Origin of the sequence: Victivallis vadensis, assembly GCF_003096415.1 — a bacterium.
GTDB classification, from domain to species: domain Bacteria; phylum Verrucomicrobiota; class Lentisphaeria; order Victivallales; family Victivallaceae; genus Victivallis; species Victivallis vadensis.
In genome coordinates this window covers 205355-221956 of the sequence record NZ_QEKH01000001.1, presented here as the reverse complement: position 1 = coordinate 221956, position 16602 = coordinate 205355, and the positions used below count along the sequence as shown (strand labels likewise).

Annotated in this window: 12 protein-coding genes; 7 read left to right on the top strand and 5 right to left on the bottom strand. The window is 58.6% G+C overall.

What is annotated here, in order from left to right; translation table 11 throughout:
- Window positions 1-7 precede the first annotated feature (7 nt).
- From C8D82_RS00955 to C8D82_RS00945, 3 genes are all read right to left on the bottom strand, one after another.
- A complete protein-coding gene (locus C8D82_RS00955; protein ID WP_207776045.1) occupies window positions 8-988 on the bottom strand; it encodes a prepilin-type N-terminal cleavage/methylation domain-containing protein in 981 nt (326 codons plus the stop codon).
- A gap of 74 nt (window positions 989-1062) precedes the next feature.
- On the bottom strand, window positions 1063-2106 hold the full coding sequence (locus C8D82_RS00950) for a LacI family DNA-binding transcriptional regulator (protein ID WP_116882383.1): 1044 nt from the start codon (window positions 2104-2106) through the stop codon (window positions 1063-1065).
- Window positions 2107-2295: 189 nt separating this feature from the next.
- Complete coding sequence (locus C8D82_RS00945) at window positions 2296-3423, bottom strand: glycosyltransferase WbsX family protein (RefSeq protein WP_165832746.1); 1128 nt, start codon at window positions 3421-3423, stop codon at window positions 2296-2298.
- Between the two features lie 158 nt (window positions 3424-3581).
- Between C8D82_RS00945 and C8D82_RS00940 the strand changes: the two genes are divergently transcribed.
- Genes C8D82_RS00940 through C8D82_RS00930 form a run of 3 tightly spaced genes read left to right on the top strand, consistent with a single transcriptional unit; the run spans window position 3582 to window position 9276 of the window.
- Window positions 3582-4883, top strand: coding sequence for a LacI family DNA-binding transcriptional regulator (locus tag C8D82_RS00940; RefSeq protein ID WP_133245002.1), 1302 nt, complete (start codon window positions 3582-3584; stop codon window positions 4881-4883).
- 13 nt (window positions 4884-4896) lie between these two features.
- Window positions 4897-6249, top strand: coding sequence for a prepilin-type N-terminal cleavage/methylation domain-containing protein (locus C8D82_RS22250; protein ID WP_420882993.1), 1353 nt, complete (start codon window positions 4897-4899; stop codon window positions 6247-6249).
- 24 nt (window positions 6250-6273) lie between these two features.
- Window positions 6274-9276, top strand: a complete 3003-nt coding sequence (locus C8D82_RS00930; RefSeq protein WP_165832745.1) for a 1,4-beta-xylanase — start codon at window positions 6274-6276, stop codon at window positions 9274-9276.
- Window positions 9277-9604: 328 nt separating this feature from the next.
- Here C8D82_RS00930 and C8D82_RS00925 read toward each other — a convergent pair whose 3' ends face one another.
- The gene (locus C8D82_RS00925; protein ID WP_165832744.1) at window positions 9605-10510 is read right to left on the bottom strand and encodes a helix-turn-helix domain-containing protein; all 906 of its coding nucleotides are present in this window, start codon (window positions 10508-10510) and stop codon (window positions 9605-9607) included.
- Window positions 10511-10637: 127 nt separating this feature from the next.
- On the opposite strand from C8D82_RS00925, the gene C8D82_RS00920 reads away from it, so the two are divergent.
- Entirely contained in the window at window positions 10638-11453 is an 816-nt protein-coding gene (locus C8D82_RS00920; RefSeq protein WP_116882378.1) for a prepilin-type N-terminal cleavage/methylation domain-containing protein, read from the top strand.
- Between the two features lie 14 nt (window positions 11454-11467).
- Window positions 11468-13873 (top strand): heparinase II/III domain-containing protein, encoded by a 2406-nt coding sequence (locus tag C8D82_RS00915; RefSeq protein ID WP_116882377.1) that lies wholly within the window; start codon window positions 11468-11470, stop codon window positions 13871-13873.
- Here C8D82_RS00915 and C8D82_RS00910 read toward each other — a convergent pair.
- Window positions 13854-14264, bottom strand: a complete 411-nt coding sequence (locus C8D82_RS00910) for a DUF4186 domain-containing protein (protein WP_116882460.1) — start codon at window positions 14262-14264, stop codon at window positions 13854-13856. The two genes, C8D82_RS00915 and C8D82_RS00910, sit on opposite strands and share 20 nt — an antisense overlap.
- 127 nt (window positions 14265-14391) lie before the next feature.
- Here C8D82_RS00910 and C8D82_RS00905 point away from each other — a divergent pair, with 127 nt between their 5' ends.
- Both C8D82_RS00905 and C8D82_RS00900 read left to right on the top strand, forming a co-directional pair.
- Entirely contained in the window at window positions 14392-15702 is a 1311-nt protein-coding gene (locus tag C8D82_RS00905; protein ID WP_116882376.1) for a PHP domain-containing protein, read from the top strand.
- Window positions 15699-16598 (top strand): EamA family transporter, encoded by a 900-nt coding sequence (locus tag C8D82_RS00900; protein WP_116882375.1) that lies wholly within the window; start codon window positions 15699-15701, stop codon window positions 16596-16598. The genes C8D82_RS00905 and C8D82_RS00900 overlap by 4 nt, the downstream gene beginning before the upstream one ends.
- Window positions 16599-16602: the final 4 nt, after the last annotated feature.

The following is a 16602-nucleotide window of genomic DNA, read 5'->3' as shown; positions in this document are numbered from 1 at the left end:
TTGTTCTTTACCAGTTGCGGGTGTGGAGGCAGGGCCAGTCGTATTTGCTGTGGGGCCTCAGGTAGCCGAACGGGACAGACCGGATCGCCCCATCCATGTAGCAGAGGTTTACCGAAGTGCCGTGGTTGCCCGGTTTGCCGTCCCGGGCGTACCAGACGTCGGAGCCGGTGAACAGCAGATAGGTTCCTCCCTTGGGCGGCCGCGCGGTGATCTTGTAGCTGAAATTGTAATTGGTCGCCGACGGCACGTAGAGGTAACTGCTCAGGTGGGAACTGATCCAGCCGTTGGCGCCGAGGTTCTTCAGGACCGCCGGATCGGAGGGGCACATGAAAGTTTGGGTGTTCGGCACATAGCCGTATTTATTCAGCAGGCCGTGGTTGCATTCCCGCCCCCAGCCGACTTCGCGCAGGTCGGTTTTGTTTTCCGGCCCCCACGGGATGTAGTCCTGATAGTCACCGGCATAGAGCACGACAGCCTGGCCGAGTGATCTCAGGTTGCCCTGGCAGGTGGCGTTGCGCCCCCGTTCCCGCGCCTTGTTCAGCGCCGGTAGCAGCATCGCCGCCAGTATCGCGATGATCGCAATCACCACGAGCAGCTCAATCAGCGTAAATTTTGCGATGATCGGCCTTAAACGGCGGTATGCGGGGGGCGTATCCGCCGCACCCCGCACCCCCTGCGTCCGGCAAGGTGCCGGGGCCGGGTACGGGACGGTCGACTGGCGGAGCAGCGGTCGTTCGGCGGAGGAAGAAGATTCGCAATAACGTGAAGTTGTCTTCCTGCTTTTCTGCGGAAAAACAACTTCACGTTTTTGCTCCGACTTGCCGCTTGCAGAGCATTGGCGAAGACGTGAGAGCTTGCTGAAAGTAAGGGAGAGGTTGAGGAGATTTGGTACGGGGAGAGACGCGGCGCAAGCCGCCGCTTTCTCTCCCCCGAACCCCTCTCTTTCGCGCGGAGCGGAAGCGGGGATGGAGAACCGGAGCGATAACAATTGTTCATGGTCTCTTGGATTTTGAGTTGCTGATGGTTCAATTGACGTGGCAGGCTGGATGTTCATGGCGGCTCCTATTGATTCAGGTTGGAGTTTTCTGCTGGAATCATTTTGACGCTCTCGCGTTTGACCAGTACGGGATTCACGGTGCGCGAGGCGTTTTCCGGGTGGATTTTCCCGTCGAGTCCATCGAGGACCGTTGCGACGATCGCATCGGCGTAAGCGGTGCTGTCGAAGCCCATTGTGCTCAGGCCGGGGATGCTCAGTTCGGATTCCCGTGTGTTGTTCACGCCGAGCAGTGAAAAATCCTCCGGCACCCGGAAACCGAGCCGGTAAAGCGCCTTCATCGCCCGCATCGCGATCAGGTCGCTCTGGCAGAAGAAGGCGGTGGGACGGTCCGGCCGGGCGCAGACACGGCGCAGGCCGCTTTCCAGCTCCCCGAGCGAATCGGTTTCCGGGACGAGCCAGCCGTCGTTGAACGGCAGCGCCAGTTCGTGTACGGTATGGTGATAGCCGCTGTAGCGGTCGGCGAGCGCCGGGGTTTTCGGGCCGATGTAACCGATCCGGCGGTGGCCGCAGTCGTAAAGATGGCGGACGCCGCCGCAGGCCGCCCGATAGACGTTCACCCGGACGCTGGGCAGCGGCATCGGTTCGAGCGTATCGAACGCGGTTACGAAGTTGAGCTTATCGAGCACGGGCCGGAGCTCCTCGTATTCGGCGGTGTAGCCGAGCGGGCCGAGCACCACGGCAGCCGCCCGCAGCTGGATGAAGAGGTCGAGCGTCTGCCGCACCTGGAGCAGGTCCTGTTCGCCGAGCACGGTGCCGACGTAGAAGCCGTGGCGGCGCAGTCCGTTCTGGACTTCGGCCATCACCCGGATATACCACGGGTCTTCGAGGTTGCCGCGCAGGCAGAAGCCGACGATCTTGCTGTTGCCTTTCAATGATTGCGCCAGCAGGTTGGGACGGTATTCGACCTCGTCGACGAAGGCGAGAATCTTTCCGGCGAGTTCCGGCGAGAATTTGCCCTTGTTGTTGAGGATGTTGCTGACCGTTGCCGCGCTGACGTGAAAACGGCGGCCGATTTCAGCCAGACTCAGATTTTTCCGCCTGTCGTTCATAATTCCCAAATTTTTTGGTTAATTGATTAATCCAAGGAGAAACCAATCTAATTTCCCTGATAACCGCAGAAACCGGAAATGGAAGATTAATTGATTAACTGAATATATTATGAACGATTCCCGGCGTTTTGTCAAGAGGAAAATACGAAAAAATCATGATTTTTGTTCCGTTCGGCGGCAAAGGCGGATTCAGGTGCGTGGAAAGACGGCTTTCAGCGCGTCGAGATAACCGTAACCGTATCGGGCTTCGGGTTCGAGCATGCTGCCTTCGGTCCACTCGTTCCAGCAGTTGATGCTGAAGGTGCGGATTTCCGATTTCAGCAGCCGGTCGCGGGTGGCCGCGAGGGCGCGGCGGAAGTTTTCCGGCGTGTTTTCCGACAACGTGCAGGTGTAGGGATAGCCGACCGGTTCCCAGCGGTCGGTCATCAGCGTGCGCGGGGAGGGGTCCCAGCCTGCGGTGACATTTGGAAAATAGGGGATGCGGTATTGGCGTTCGATTTCATCCCACTTTCGCCAATAGGCCTGAAACGCCTCCAGATACGGATATTGCGCCGCTTTCGGCAGGTCGATGTGGTGAATCCATACGTAACTGGCGGCGGAGTCGAATCCCAGTTGCTGCACCACCTTTTCCTGTTCGGTCAACTCGGTTTCGCCGGGCAGCACGGGGCTGCCCCAGATCACCGCGTTCAGGTGGACTCCCGGCAGGCCGGCCCGGCGCGCCTCTTCCCGGAACCATTGCAGGGCTTCACGCGTTCCGGCAAAGCCGCCGCAGCTTTCGATCAGGAGTTCCAGATGATAGATGGAGAAGTATGGCATTCCGTTGATCGTGTAATAGCTGGGGTGCCTGAAATAGTGTTCGGTCACGTGGCGGCACATCCGCCGGAAGCCGTCCTGATCCACCTTGCCCGGATAGAGCAGCGGACGGCTGACCCGTCCGCAGGGGTGGATGTCGAGCCAGTCGTGGTTGGCCCACATCAAGGCGAATTTCAGCGGCGACTCCGCGGCGGCGGGCAGGAACCCCCTGTCCAGACAGCCGGACAGGAAAGTGCCGTCATTGTAGTGGTAATAATCGAAGATGAAATAGTCGATGCCGTGCGACCAGGCCGCATCGATCTTCCGGGCCATCACCTCCGGGCGGGATTCGTCGGTATACCCCCAGAGCGGCTTGAGAGGCTGGCGGTGGCCGGGAAACCGGGGCCGGGCGGCCTTGACCAGTTCCCATTCGCTCCAGCCGGAGCCGTGGACGGCCGCGTTGCGGGCGTCGTTGGGGTGGTAATTCGGGAAATAATAACAGCCGACGTCGATTTTCCGATCCATGTTCCTGCTTTCCATTCATTGCATTCAAGATATTCTGAAGGGAATATAACGCCGTTTCCGGGGAAAGAAATGGCGGAAAATCCGCAGAACCGGGCATTTCGTCCAATTTTGCGGCGGCGCGGGCAGTCCGTCGGCGAAACGTTCCGGACGGGAGAATTGTGGATCAGCCGGACATTTTCCAGCGAATAGAGTTTCAGCAGTTCCGGCACCAGCGGACCGTTGACGTTGAAACAGTGTTTGATCCACGGTTCCTCGCTGCCGGACCAGTACGCCTGTCGCCCGCTGTCGGGAATCCGGTAAAGCTCGCCCGCTTTCGGAAAATATTCGACGCCGTCGGTCCATTGAAATTTTTTTTTGCGATTTTCCGTCTTGGGCTATTGACTTTTGCAAACCGGTTTGGTATAATATATGAACAAACACCGCAAACCGGTTTGCGAATTAAGGATGAAAGAAATCATATGAGCGGTCATGTAACCATAGCGGATGTGGCGAACTATCTGGGAATTTCCAAAACGACAGTTTCTCATGCTTTGAGCGGGAAGCGTCAGGTCAGTGCCGAACTTCGCAGTAAAGTGGAGTCGGCGGTCGAAGTTCTCGGATATCGGCCGAATTTTGCGGCGCGGATGATGAATACCCGCAGTTCCGGTCTGGTGGGAATCCTGGTGGACAACCTGAACAATCTTCATACCATGGCATTGCTCGAGGCATTCAGGCGGGAGCTGTCGCGCCATTCGCTCCGGATGGTATTGGCAAGTTCCGATCGGCTCGACGACGGACGCGCCCTGCTGATGGAATTCTCCAACGGCATGGTGGACGGCATTCTGAATACGCTTCCTGTTCTGGAGGAGAGGGAAGCACAGGAGCTCGCAGGCGGCATCCCGCTGGTGACTTACCTGAGGCACCGGGAAGCGCCATTGGAGATTGATCTCGCCGCCGGAATTCGTTCCGCCATTGCCCATCTTGCGGAATTGGGACATCGTCGGATTGCAATCATCTCAATTCCGGACCACAGCTATGACCTTGGAGCAACCAATCCCTGCCTTGCGGCATATTGCATGGAAATGGAAAAACTGGGGCAGCAGCTTCGCATTTTCCATCAGGAGGGCAATACGATTGAGTCGGGCGTCCGTTTGGCCGAAGAGGTGTTCGCATCCGATGCAACCGCCGTTCTGGCCGGGAATGACTCTATTGCCGCCGGATTGATTCAGTGGGCGAACGATCATGGAATTCATGTGCCCGGAAAACTCTCGATCATCGGACACGACGACTCGTCGGTGGCGACGATGATTTCCCCGCAGCTGACGACACTGCATCTGCCCATTTCTCTGCTGGCTGCTCATACGGTACAGGTTCTGATGCATGAACTTAATCCGGAAAATCCGATGCCGTCATCATTGAAAATAGTTCCCGAACTGGTCATACGAAAAAGTACTTCATCAGAAGCGGCCAAAATACAATAAGGAGGTGCCGGCAATGAAACCGCAATTATTTACCATGATCGAATTTCTCGTTATTGAAACTTGTCAAATATACAATTTTCTTTCATATACCGCTCTGCGTAAAAGAGAGGCGGCAAGGTGCCGCTGCCGGGTAACGGGATGTGCGTCGTCACTGCGTTCCTCCTACTTATCCCGCTGGAGAGCTCTGCTCCCCCGGCCTCTCGTTCTCTCTTCTGCTCCCGCTCTGCGTGAAAGAGAGGCGGCAAGGTGCCGCTGCCGGGTAACGGGATGTGCGTCGTCACTGCGTTCCTCCTACTTATCCCGCTGGGGAGCTCTGCTCCCCCGGCCCCACGTTCTCTCTTCCGCTCCCGCTCTGCGTGAAAGAGAGGGGTTCGGGGGAGAGAAAGCGGCGACCAGCGTCGCGTCTCTCCCCGTACCAGCTGATCCACACATCTCTCTCATTTCCCGCAAGCTCTCACGCCTTTGCCAATGCTCTGCAAGCGGCAAGTCGGAGCAAAAACGTGAAGTTGCCTTTCCGCAAAAAAGCGGGAAGACAACTTCACGTTATTGCGGATCTTCTTCCCACCGCCGACCGACCGTCCTCCCGCACTGCACCGCCCCGTACCCGGCACCGGCACCTTGCCGGACGCAGGGGGCGCGGGGGGCGGCGGACACGCCCCCCGCATTCCGCCATGTAAGGCCGTTTACCCTTATTGAGCTGCTCGTGGTGATTGCGATCATCGCGATATTGGCGGCGATGCTGTTGCCCGCGCTCAATAAGGCGCGGGAGAAGGCATATACCTCCGGCTGCATCAGCAATCAGCGGCAGATCAATACGGGAATCGCCCTGTATGTCAACGATTTCGATGACGTGCTCCCGGCTACTTGTTCCACTATCCGCAACTCCGCCATCGACAACCGCTCCATTTCCGAAGCGCTGGGGGGTGTCATTACAAACGGCGGATTGGGGCTGGTCGCCGCCGGAGGATATCTGGGGACTCCGCTTTCGTATGGAGTACGGGTTTACGGCAGGAATCGGCCGAAAGTCCTGAAGTGCGGCAGCAAACCGGCGGATGGCTGGGCCAGCAATGCCATGAATTTTACCGATTATATTTATCACCGTGATTCCGCCAACTTCACCAGTGAAGCAAGTATTCCGCATTTCAATAAAAAATACAGCCGCCTTAAAAGCGAGGTTCTTGTTTTCTGTATTTCCGGAGACCGGTTGCTCCGCAACGGTGTGACGGTGGGATTTGCGGCGCCGTTGCACGGCAATGGAATTACCATATCGCGTGCGAATGGCTCCGCTTCCTGGGCGGCTCTCAGCACTTACCGTCCGGGAACGACTTACCTGAAGCGCCTGACCTTGTTGGACGAGGCCGAATAAACTTAAATTATGAGGTTTCCGGGAATGCGATATTCTGTCGTCCTGTTTTTCTCCATCGGCATTCTGAATGCCGCTCCGCTGGTCGATTTCGGTGCTGTTGCTCCTGAAAGCATCCGGTTGCATACTCCCGGCAAACGGGAGCAGGCAGCTGGAATCGATACCTTCGATCGGCGTAAGGCGCTCAGAATCGATTGGAACAATGCCCGTGCCGGTCATTTCGAATTTCATACCACGGACAAGCTGATCCTTCCGGAATTCCTGAAAGTGAAGATTCGGGTTCAGGCGTACCTGCCGGAACATTGCAAGGCGCGGAGCCTCAATCTCCGCATCGTGGACAGAGACGGTGAAACCTTTCAGGTTTACCGGCCGCTTGCCGGGCTCAAGCCCGGTTGGAATGAGATCATCTATGAGCTTGACTCCGAAACTCCCGGAGCAGGGAGTTTCGGGGCGGGAAAGAAAGCGAACAGGAAAATCGATTTTCCGGCGAGGCTCGGTGGGTTCGCTGCGGACTTCAACTCCAAAGACGGGGAAGGCTTCCTGGCGATCGGAACGGTGGAAATCGAAATCGTCAGTACCCGCCTGCCTCTGCGGCCGGTGCTTGAAACCGGAACTGCTGTCCATGTGCTGACTCCGGAAAATGAGGCAGGAATCCTGCTGGCGAACGACCGCGCCGTCGATGTTTCCGGCAAACTGGAGTTCCGGGTCGCCGACGTCAATGGCAATCCGGTTTGCGGAGAGGAGAGCGAAGTCTTCCTCGCTCCCGGCGAAAGCAGGCGCTTTCCGATCGTAAAACCGGAGAAATTCGGTGTTTATTACGTCGACGTGAAATACAGCGAATTCGAAGAACACAAGAAGCCGTTTGAGAAAACCTTCCGGTTCTGTTATATGAAGCCCGCCGGACCCGTTCCCGGCCCGGCAAAAGGATTCCTTTTCGGTGGGTGTACGCATCCGCTCGGAAAACCCGTCGAGGACCAGAAGCGCGAGGCGCTGGCGGCGGCGCTGTGCGGCATCAAGGTGATGCGTGTGGATTTCTACTGGGAAAGCATGCAGCCGACCGCACAATCGGAACTGAATTTTAAAAGATTCGATGACGCACTACGGGTTTTTGAAGAACAGGGTATTGAATTTCAGGCGATCTATTGCTATTTGCCGAAATGGGCGGCGGCAAAAGACTGGAAGCCGCTTTCTATGAAATTTACCGGAAAACCGCGTCCCGATTATGGACTGTGGCGCCGATTTATCCGCTCTGCCGCCGGGCACTACCGCGGAAAACTCCGTTATGTCGAAGTCTGGAATGAACCGGATCATGTCGGCTTTGCCAATTTTTCAGCATTGGAGTATATTGAACTGATGAAGATCGCCTACGCCGAAACCAAACGGGCCGATCCGAATATGCAGGTACTTACCGGCGGGTACACCTGCATGCCGAATGGATTCGTAAAACTGGTCGAAAAAGACCATATGCAAAGAACTCTGGTCGAGGGCAGGGGAGCTTACGATATCTTCGCGTTTCATGGCCACGGTCCGTTCCACGACTACCGCAACCAGATCGACCGGCTGGTGAAGATGAAGAAGGAGTTGAAGGTGGAAGCTCCCTGGTGGGCCAATGAAACGGCGATCTCCTCGATCCATGTCGGAGAACTCGGGCAGGGAATCACGCTTTACCGCAAACTTATCTACAGCTGGGCGCGCGGCGCAATGGGTTACAGCTGGTTCAACCTGAGGAACAACGGTTTCGACCCCAGGGAGAATGAGCACAATTTCGGCTTGCTGACCAGGGATTTTTACCCCAAGGCGGCTTATGGCGTCTACAATACGCTGGCCCGCCTCTTCCGGGAGGCGGAGTATCTTGGGGATGCGGATGCCGGGGAGGGGATTGATGCGTTCTTTTTTCGGGATGCCCGGGGTGAGCTTCTGCTGCCGCACTGGAGCGGCGCCTCCAGCGGGAGCGGTCGGGTACTGCTGTTGTCCGGAATCTCCGGGCCGGTTACGCGCATCGACCTTTTCGGCAATGAAGAGGTGCTTCCGGTCTGTAACGACGCATTGGTTGTCGAGGTCGGGGAGATTCCCGCAACGCTGCGTTTCGCGCAGCGGGAAACGCCACGGATTTGCGGGGAATTTTTTCAGCTGGCCGATGATTTTATCTGCCGTCCCGGCGGTACCGGGAAATACCGGTTTGAGTTGATGAATCCGACCGGTACATCGCTTACTTTCCGAATCGAACCGGAGTTGCCTGAAGGGCTGACGCTCAAAGAGAAGATTCTCCCGCTCCGCATCGCTCCGGGGCAGAAGAAGACAGTGACGTTGCGAATTGCCGCCGACAAGAACTTTCGCTACTTACATAACCGGCAGGAGATGATCGGGATCGCGTTGGCGGTCGATGACCTCTGGGAAGGAGTGCTCCATTTCAAGGCTCGCTGCGCCACCCCGTTGAACCGGGGATTGTCCGGACGGCCCGATTTTGTACTTGAGAGTGCTGACCAAATAGTAACTCTCGTTGCGAACCATCCGGACAGCGCACATCTTTTCTGGAAAGGGGGCGAGGATCTGAGCGCGGAAGTCCGGCTCGGACATGACGGCACGGCTCTCCTGCTCAAGGTGGATGTCCGCGACGACATTCATTGCCAGCCGTACCGGGGCGGACGGATGTATCAGGGAGACGGTATCCAATTCGCACTGCAACTTCCTGATCAAAAAGGGCTTTGGGAAATCGGGCTTTCCCGCCGTGACGATGGCGAAAACGACGTACATCTCTGGCACGCTCCCGAAGGGTTCGATCCTTCAAAGACGGCGGCGGAGATTCAACTGGAGACCCTGCGTGATGAAGCGAAGAAGGTAACCGGGTATACGGTGCGGATTCCGTTTATGACGATCGGGTTGAACCGTAACGTCGGGGGAGGTGCCTTTCGTTTCAATCTTCTGGTCAACGACAATGACGGGGAAGGGCGGGAAAGTTATATTGCCATCGCCCCCGGAATCGGGGAAAGCAAGACGCCGGATGAATATCCCGTGGTGATTTTTCACTGATTACTGACTTGAGGAATGCGGGAAACAGATGTGGGCAGACACCCGGTACGTGCACGGTGGAATGCCGGGAAGAAGCCGCTCAAGGAATCGAAGCCGCCTTGGTAAGCTCCACGAGATCGCCGGGCCGGGGCCGTGGACGGCCGCGTTGCGGGCGTCGTTGGGGTGGTAGTTCGCCGATGTCGATTTTCCGATCCATGTTCCTGCTTTCCATTCATTGCATTCAAGATATTCTGAAAGGAATATAACGCCGTTTCCGGGGAAAAAAAATGGCGGAAAATCCGCAGAACCGGGCATTTCGTCCGTTTTTTGCAGCTTGCGGAGCAACGCTTCAGTCTGATTCGGAGGCAAGGAGGGCGCGGTTCACGTAATGGCCGGGCTCGCTTTCGATGATATTGAAATCCGTCAGTGTCCCTTCTTCGGTTTTGCGGCGGTAGCGTCCGGGGGAAAGGCCGGTTTTTTTCTTGAAAAGCCCGGCAAAGTAATATTCGTTGGAAAAGTACAGCCCGGCGGAGATCTGTTTTACGCTCTGGCGGGTGCAGAGCAGCAGCTCCTGAGCGGCGGCCAGTTTGCGTTTGAGCAGATACTGATAGGGCGTTTCCCCGAAATCGCGCCGGAAGATGCGGATGGTCTGGACCGGGGAACGCCGCAGGACCCTGCTCATGGTTTCGAGATCCGGCATCGGCCGGAAAATCTGCCGGTCGAGGTAGTCGCGCAGCAGCACTCCCTCCTCGCTGAACGAGTGCTGCTTATCCTTGCCGGTCAGAAGGTCGGCCGCGGCCTGCGCCAGGATCGCATGCAGGATGTCCGGTCCCAGCGGCAGGTGCGCCCGCTGCGGGTCTTTCTGGAGGCGCGCCAGCCCGTCGGTGAAAAGTTCCGGACGGGAGAAGTTATGGATCAGCCGGACATTTTCCAGAGAATAGAGTTTCAGCAGTTCCGGTACCAGCGGACCGCTGACGTTGAACCAGTGTTTGATCCACGGCTCCTCGCTGCTGGACCAGTACGAACGCCGCCCGCTGTCGGGAATCCAGTAAAGATCGCCCGCTTTCGGAAAATATTCGACGCCGTCGATCTGCAGCTGTCCCCGGCCGGATTCCACATACTCGAATACAAAGTAAAGGTCGCGTTCCCGCAGTTCGATCCGGTAATTGCCGTCGCAGTAGCTGGTTCCGGCCAGATGCAGCCGGAACGGGGAGCGCGGATCGGGCGGCGGCGGAAAGATAAAATCCTCCTGCATGATCATAAACCTTATCTTTTTGTCAATAATCGGTATTGGAAAACAGAGGTTTCTACCCTATAATATATACAGAATTTAAAATGATGCAACCTTGGAACCACTATTCATGGAAAGGTAAATAAAGAAGATGAAACAGTCATTCTCCCGGATCGGACAGCTCGGTGGACTTTCCTTTTTCCGCACCTGCCGGTATCGCTCATTCACGCTTATCGAGCTGCTCGTGGTGATAGCCATTATCGCGATTCTGGCGGCGATGCTGCTGCCGGCGCTGAACAAGGCGCGGGAGCGGGCGAGGGCGATCTCCTGTACGAACAACCTGAAAACGCTGGGGACGGCGATCTCCTTTTACAGCAACGATTACGCGGGATGGATGACTCACGGCGGCAATTATCACGACGGTTCGTACATCACGTTTCTGTCGCAATACATCGGCGGGAAGGGCGTCGGCGAGCTGTTGGCCGGGACGGAGGCCGATTTGAGTGAGGCAACTCCGAAAAGTTTCATCTGCCCGGCGATCGAAATGCGGATTCCGTCGAAAAAGAATTGTTACGTTTATGCGATGAGCGGCAAAAACAACAAGAGAACCACCGGCCACTCCTATCCGCTGTTCAAGCGGAAAAATTTGCCGGAGGAAACGCCGAGCGAGATTTTCCTGGCCGCCGACACCAGTTGCCCGGCTTTTGAAGCGACCAACGGCGCGAAGGACTGGGCGACGACCCTGCTGGTGTGGGACCCGGTCGCGAATCCGAATTACGCGGCGCTGACCCCCCGGCACGGCGGCAACTTCAATACGCTGACGCTGGCGCTCAATGTGGTCAGCAAACGTCCGAACGACGTGCGGAACCGCAAGCGGTTCATGTGGGTGGATTCGCTGACCGGCGAGATGACGCTGATGAAGTTCGACGGCATGTGCGACGCACAGGGCAATCTGTTTAAATTTTGAGTGGGAATGATCCGATGAAAAAAGTATGGCTGATGTTGGCGGCGGCGCTGTTCTGCGGTTCCGCCGGGGCGGCGGCGCCGGAACTGTTCCGGCCGGACGAGGCGCTGAAAAAGAAGATCGCGGCGGACCCGGAGATGAAACGCATCCTGTATCAGGCGCACCGGACGATGCTTTCGCCGGTGATGGCCAAGGTGCGGCCCGACCGGGGAAATAAGTACACGCTCTGGTATTTCGGGACCACCTTCACCTACTGGATGGAGGGGCTTGGTTACAGCTACATGGTCACCGGCGACGGGAAATATGCGAAGAAGGCGGTGGAGCTGATCGTCAGCACCTGCCGGGATTTTCCGGTCAACGACGAAAAGCTCTCCAGCGGGCTGGTCTGTGAACGCGGCCAGTTCCTGTACGGGCTGGCGGTCGGCTGTTTCTTCTTCTTCGACAAGCTCACGCCGGAGGAGCAGCAATTGGTTGCGGATACCGCCGCCGGCTATATCGATGAGACGCTCAAGGAGGCGGACAAACCGGAGACATGGTGGTACGACATCCACAACCACAACGGGGTGATGTTCGGCCCCGCCGGAATCATCAGCCTCTTTTTTCAGGACCGTCCCGGCTACAAAAAACGGGTGGCCGACTGCGTGCGGATTCTGAAGCGGTGGATCAACTCCGGCTTCGACGACAAGGGGCTGCCGTGCGAAGGTTCGGTTTACGCCCGTTACAGTGCGCTGCGGGTGATGCTTTTTGCGACCCTGTTGCGTGATCAGGGCGGCGAGGATCTGTTCAAGACCACCAAACTGAAGAAGTGGCCGCACGTCTATCCGGTCAAGATGATCCCCGGAACCAACCTGGTCGAAACCCGCAACGACGCGTACTACGCGCCGCCGAGCCTGGAGTGTTTGTTCGTGTCGGCGGCGAATCAGGACCCGGTGGCGGAGTGGATATGGCGGAACTGGTCGGACCGGGGACGCGAATATTTCCCGCTCAATTTGCTTCTGGAGGCGCGGCGGCGGCCGGAACCGGCGCTGGAGCTGTCGAAGTATCCCCGGAGCGAATTTTTCAGGCAGCGCTGTCTGTCGATCTGGCGGACCGGCTGGGGCAGGGACGACGCGATGTTTTCGATCGAGGCCGGCCCTTACCTGACCGCAAAGACCCGCCACCGCTCCATCCACGCGCAGGCCGACCGGGGACACTTCAACCTTTACGCCTACGGCGATCTGTGGGGCGTGGACACCGGTTATGCGAACGATGCCAACGGCAACCCGAATTTTTCGCGCAGCAACACGCTCGCCCACAGCTGCGTGCTGATCGACGGCAAGGGGCAGGGGCGCAGCGGAAACGGGCCGGGCGTCTCCGCCGAAACGCTGGCGGCGCGCGACTTCGGCACGTTCGGGTACGCGAAGGTGGACTGCACCAGCGCTTACAACGGCAACAACTGGGGGGAACCGGCCGCCGGGGCGAAGCAGGCGATCCGCGATGTGTTTTTCGTGCGGCCGAGCCACGGCGCTTCTGCGTATGCGGTAGTGCTGGACAATATCAACAGCGATTCCAAAACGCACACCTGCACCTGGCAGATGATGCTGCTGGCGGATAAGCAAGTGGAGCTTCGACCGAACGGAGCGCTGATCCGCAACGGCAAGCCCTTCGCGAGTTATGCGACCACCCCGGCGCGGGCGAAGAACGGCGCCCTGACTTGGAAAGTGAAGTTCGACAAGCCGACCCGCTGCTCCTTCTGGGGGTTGTTCCGCGCCGGCGGGATTTCGGTATTGGACAGCGACTCCTTCTATCTCTCCATCGACGGCGGCCGGCCGATGCAGTGGAACACCGCCGCCGGAGCGGAATACGACTGGCGGCGCATCCCGGATCAGGTGAATCTGCGTAACTCGCCGCCCAGATCGAAGATGTTCGACTTCTCCGCCGGGGAGCATACGATCACGCTCTCCACGCGTGAACGGGAGGCGGAGGTGCAGGCGCTCTTTCTCGGCACGACGCCGGATATGACTCCGGCGGTTCCCGGAGACGGCAGATTCCTGCCGGTTGCGGCGGCGGAGGTCTCCGGCGGCATGGTCCTCAAGCCGCATGAGAAAGCGGTTTCCGGCAACCGATGCGCGGTGTGGCTGGATGCCGCCAGGCCGGTGCGGATGTATCAGGACAGCTTCACTCCCGCCAATTACAGCCGTCCTCCGGCGGTGATCCTGCGGCTGCGCGGCGATGCGGAAGCGATCAATCCGCTGTTCGCGGCGATGCTGGCGCCGCTGAAGCCGGAGATGAAGGAACCGGAGGTGAAGTTCGACCGTTCCGTCGCCGGACGGGTCACGATCACGGTGAAATGGCCGGAGGCGGTCGATACGATCGTCTGGAATACGAATGGAAAAGGGACGGCGAATTTCCGCCGGGTTCCGGTCAGAACAGATCGGGAGTGACCGGAAACTCATCCATTCCGGCGGAGTGTTCGGCGATCCAGCGCATCAGGATCGACACGATCCGGTTGATCTCCTCCTCCGACAACCGGCGTCCCTGCGGGATGCCGTGCCATTTTTCCAGACAGCCGCGGCAGCAGCAACCGGTGGCGTGCTGGGCGACGAAGCCGGGATGGCCGCGCATCGGCGTCTGGTTGCCGTCCCGGAACGGCTGCGCCGGGGCGAGGCGATCGCGGATGAAGTTGCGGCACTGGCCCTCGACCACCGCGAAGCCGCGTTCGGCCAGATACTTCAGCTCCGATCGGCGCAGTTTGAAGCGGGAGCGGAACGAAGATTCGGCCAGCCGCAGTTTCAGAGCCTGCCACTCGGTGTCGCTGATTGCTGAATGTTCCATAAAATCACGCTTTGAATCGATGTCGTAACTTTCCGACATCGATTATTTTTTCTATTCCGGTTGTTTTCGTTTCTTTCGGGAATATACTATACGCAAGCGCAATTTCAATATCGAAGGGAACGGGAAAATGTACGAATACTGGAATTATTACGATGTGACTCCGAGAATGGTTCCGGCAGACTGGGAGAGCACGGTCACGATCCGGCCGCGCTTCACCCACGCGAAATTCCCGCCGGCGGACCGGATCAAAGTCCGGGTGATTCCGCTCGACGACGGCGTGCGCGAAGGCGGGCCGGAGCCGCTGCGCGGCTGGGAGCTGGATGCCGACGGCGCACTGCGCATCCGGGCGAATTTCACCGGGGAGCAGGAGTACAACCTGACGCTCGAACTGACCGAACCCGGCAACCGCGAGGCGGACGAGTGGGCGCTCAGGGCGCGTGAAACGCTGCGTTTCAACGTCTATTCGCTCCGCGCCGATTTCTATGAGCGCCGTCCGTTCAAGGGGGATTTCCACATGCACAGCTGGTGTTCGGACGGACGCGAGGCGCCGGAATACGTCGCCGCCCGCAACCGCGAGGAAGGCTTCGATTTTATCGCCGTGACCGACCATCACCGTTACGCGCCGTCGCTGCAGGCGATCCGGGTCTGGTGCGAACTGCCGACCGACCTGAAGCTGTTTCCCGGAGAGGAGGTGCACTCCCCGGACAATCCGGTGCACATCATCAATTTCGGCGGCTCGTTCAGCGTGAACGAACTGGCTCGCAGTGGAGAGGAACGTTACCGGCGGGAGGTCGCCGCAATCGCAGAGACACTGGGGACGGAGGTGCGCGACCGGTTCGCGGTGGCGGCGAGCGAGTGGGTGTTCGACCGCATCCGCGAAGGGGGAGGGCTGGCGGTATTCTGCCATCCCTACTGGCAGACTGAAGCCTATGTGATCAACGAGGGAATCACCACCGCGATCCTGAACCGCCGGAGGTTCGATGCGCTGGAGCTGATCGGCGGCTTCTACAAACATCAGTGGCGTTCCAACAATTTCCAGATCGCCCGCTATGGCGAGGAACGGGCCGGAGGGAATGCATTTCCGGTAGTCGGCCTCAGCGATTCGCACGGAACCGACACCGGCGCGCTGTTCGGCTGGTACTACACCGTCGTGCTGGCGAAGTCGGACCGGCTGGAGGATCTGGTCGAGGCGGTCAGGAACGGCTTCTGCTGCGCGGTCGAACATGTGGAGGGCGGCATTCCGCGCGTGTTCGGGGAGTTCCGCATGGTCAAATACATCAGTTTTCTGCTGGAGAGCTATTTCCCGCGCCATAAGGCGCTTTGCCGTACCGAGGGGGCGCTGATGAGCGAGGCGCTGGCCGGAAGCAACCGGGCCGTGGAGGCGCTCAAAATGCTGGCCGGGAGTGTCGCGGCTTACCGGGAGAGTTGTTTCCGATGAGCTGGACCGCGTTTTTTCTGGTGCTGGTGTCGGTATTTCTGCACGCCGGCTGGAACTTTCTGAGCAAGAGCGGCCGCCCTTCGGCGGCGTTTTATCTGGTGATGTCGATGACTTCCGCGACAATCTGGCTGCCGTTCTTCCTGTTCAGTGGACTGGATGCCGGAAAACTGCCGTTCTCTTTCTGGCTGTACTGGATCGGCAGCGGCGTCTGCGAGGTGCTGTATGTGCTGGGATTGTTCAAGGCGTACAGCAAGTGCGATATTTCAATGGCGTATCCGCTGGCGCGCGCGCTGCCGGTGCTGATGGTGGCGGCGGTTACGATCGTATTCGGGATCGGCCGGATTCCGGGGGCCGCCGCGCTGGCCGGAATGGTGGTGGTATCGGCGGGATGTCTGCTGATGCCGCTGCGTTCCTTGCAGGAGTTCAGCCTGAAAAGCTACCTGAATCCGGCCATCGGCGCGATCCTGCTCGCCGCCGCCGGGACCACCGGATATACGGTGCTGGACAGCATGGCGCTCCCGCTGTTCCGCGAGGCGGCGCGGGATTCGGCGCTGGTCGGCTGCGGCGCGTATCTGTTCGGCATCGAAGCGATGCTGGCCATCGGGCTGGGCTGGTACGTGGCGCGCCGCCGCCGGGAACGCGCGGAATTCCGCAGGCTTTTCCTGAAGTCGGCTTATCCGTCGCTCGCGGGCATTTTCGCGTCGGGCTGCTATATCCTGATCCTGCTGGCGATGGGGCATGTCACGAATGTGAGCTTTATTCAGGCATTCCGGCAGATGAGCCTGCCGCTCGGCGTGCTGGCCGGAATTTTCATCCTGAAAGAGAATCACGCGCCGGTCAAGCTGATCGGAATCGGACTGGTGATCGCCGGACTGGTGATGGTCTCGCTGAATTGACCGT

Coding starts and splice junctions, on each gene's coding strand:
- C8D82_RS00905 (WP_116882376.1), top strand. CDS start 14,392: ATGTACGAATACTGGAATTATTACGATGTGACTCCGAGAATGGTTCCG.
- C8D82_RS22250 (WP_420882993.1), top strand. CDS start 4,897: ATGAAACCGCAATTATTTACCATGATCGAATTTCTCGTTATTGAAACT.
- C8D82_RS00915 (WP_116882377.1), top strand. CDS start 11,468: ATGAAAAAAGTATGGCTGATGTTGGCGGCGGCGCTGTTCTGCGGTTCC.
- C8D82_RS00945 (WP_165832746.1), bottom strand. CDS start 3,423: ATGGATCGGAAAATCGACGTCGGCTGTTATTATTTCCCGAATTACCAC.
- C8D82_RS00900 (WP_116882375.1), top strand. CDS start 15,699: ATGAGCTGGACCGCGTTTTTTCTGGTGCTGGTGTCGGTATTTCTGCAC.
- C8D82_RS00920 (WP_116882378.1), top strand. CDS start 10,638: ATGAAACAGTCATTCTCCCGGATCGGACAGCTCGGTGGACTTTCCTTT.
- C8D82_RS00925 (WP_165832744.1), bottom strand. CDS start 10,510: ATGCAGGAGGATTTTATCTTTCCGCCGCCGCCCGATCCGCGCTCCCCG.
- C8D82_RS00930 (WP_165832745.1), top strand. CDS start 6,274: ATGCGATATTCTGTCGTCCTGTTTTTCTCCATCGGCATTCTGAATGCC.
- C8D82_RS00950 (WP_116882383.1), bottom strand. CDS start 2,106: ATGAACGACAGGCGGAAAAATCTGAGTCTGGCTGAAATCGGCCGCCGT.
- C8D82_RS00910 (WP_116882460.1), bottom strand. CDS start 14,264: ATGGAACATTCAGCAATCAGCGACACCGAGTGGCAGGCTCTGAAACTG.